This is a genomic window from Microbacterium sp. B35-04 (assembly GCF_010634885.1).
Lineage (GTDB): Bacteria > Actinomycetota > Actinomycetes > Actinomycetales > Microbacteriaceae > Microbacterium.
In genome coordinates, this window is the sequence record NZ_MWLP01000024.1 from 1 (window position 1) to 1,945 (window position 1,945).

General features: G+C 63.1%; 2 protein-coding genes. Both read left to right on the plus strand.

The window, feature by feature from the left end; all coding sequences use genetic code 11:
* The first annotated feature begins 20 nt into the window (after positions 1-20).
* Positions 21-932, plus strand: a complete 912-nt coding sequence (locus B1729_RS07215) for an ABC transporter permease subunit (protein ID WP_345770804.1) — start codon at positions 21-23, stop codon at positions 930-932.
* A gap of 10 nt (positions 933-942) precedes the next feature.
* Positions 943-1,899, plus strand: a complete 957-nt coding sequence (locus B1729_RS07220) for a carbohydrate ABC transporter permease (protein WP_204318883.1) — start codon at positions 943-945, stop codon at positions 1,897-1,899.
* The last annotated feature ends 46 nt before the right edge of the window (positions 1,900-1,945 follow it).

The following is a 1,945-nucleotide window of genomic DNA, read 5'->3' on the forward strand; positions in this document are numbered from 1 at the left end:
AGAAGCGGCGCGGCCGGCGGCTGCGGCCCGCGGGCAGCCGGACCTCGTTCACGCTGTTCCTCTGCATCGTCCCGTTCCTGATCCTGGCGTTCCTGTTCTCGTACCTGCCGCTGTACGGCTGGATCTACTCGCTGTACGACTACAAGCCGGCGCTCGGGATCGAGGGCAGCGAGTTCGTCGGTCTGCAGTGGTTCCAGATGCTGGTGAGCTCGCCCACGCAGATGGCCCAGATCGGCCAGGTGCTGATGAACACCCTGGCGATCAGCTTCCTGGGGATCGCGACATCCGTCCTGCCGCTCTTCTTCGCGATCCTGCTCAACGAGATCAAGGCGCCCTGGTTCCGCAGCTCGGTGCAGACCCTCACGGCGCTGCCGAACTTCATCTCGTGGGTGCTCGTCTACATGATCGCGTTCTCGCTGTTCTCCAGCTCGGGGCTCGTGAACGACGTCCTCAACGACGCGGGCCTCATCACCACGCCGATCAAGTTCCTCGACAGCGACCAGAACGTCTGGATCACCATGACGCTCTGGAGCATCTGGAAGGGTCTCGGCTGGGGCGCGATCATCTACCTCGCCGCGATCGCCGGCATCGACCAGTCGCTGTACGAGTCCGCCCGCATCGACGGTGCCGGGCGCTTCCAGCTGATGCGCTACATCACGCTGCCGCAGCTGATGCCCACCTACCTCGTGCTGCTGCTGCTGTCGATCGCGAACATCCTGAACAACGGCATGGAGCAGTACTACGTGTTCCAGAACGCGTTCAACAAGGAGTGGATCCAGGTGCTCGACCTGTACGTCTACAACATCGGCATGACCGGCAACAGCCTGTCGCTCGCCACCGCGATCGGCATGCTCAAGAGCCTCATCTCGGTCGCGCTCCTGCTCACCGTCAACGCGGTCTCCAAGCGCGTCCGCGGCGAATCGATCGTGTGAGGGGCCGGCCATGACGACGACGATGACCAAGACGCTCACCACCACGAAGCGCGGCGACACCTCGGCGCGCTATCGCGCCTCGGCCGGCGACATCCTGTTCCGCATCGGGAACTACACGCTGTTCCTGCTGTTCGCGCTCATCTGCGCCTACCCCTTCTACTACCTGATCATCAACTCGGTCAGCGCCAACGACGTCTCGGCGCTGGGCGACGTGCGCCTGTGGCCGGTCGGGTTCCACCTGTCGAACTACGGTCAGGTGTTCCAGCTGCCCGGGCTGCCGATGGCCGCTGTGGTCAGCGTCGGGCGCACCGTGATCGGCACGGCGCTGACAGTGCTGGCCTCCGCGTTCCTCGGGTTCATGTTCACGCAGACCCGCATGTGGGGCCGCAAGTTCTGGTACCGCTTCCTCATCATCACGATGTACTTCAGCGCGGGCCTGATCCCGGTGTTCATCATCATGAAGACGCTGGGGCTGACCAACAACTTCTGGGTGTACGTGCTGCCGTTCGTGGTGCAGCCGTTCAACGTCATCCTCGCGAAGACCTACGTCGAGTCGATGCCGCGAGAGCTGCAGGAGGCCGCCGAGGTCGACGGCGCCAACATCCTGCAGGTGTTCTTCCGCGTGTACCTGCCGAACATGACGCCGATCCTGGCGACCATCGCGATCTTCAGCGCGGTCACGCAGTGGAACAGCTTCCAGGACACCCTGATCTACATCACCGACCAGAGTCTGTACACGCTGCAGTACCTGCTCTACATGTTCATCAATCAGGCGTCGAGCCTCGCCCAGGCCGCACAGAACGCCGGCGGCAATCTCGGGCAGATCGCCGGGGTGGCGACCCAGCAGACGCCGACCTCGATACGCATGACCGTCTCGGTGCTGGTCGTGCTGCCCATCATCTTCATCTACCCCCTGTTCCAGCGCTTCTTCGTGAAGGGCATCATGCTGGGCGCCGTCAAGGGTTGACGGCGGCCACGCACCACCAAGAAAGGAAAGCAATGAAGCTTCGAAA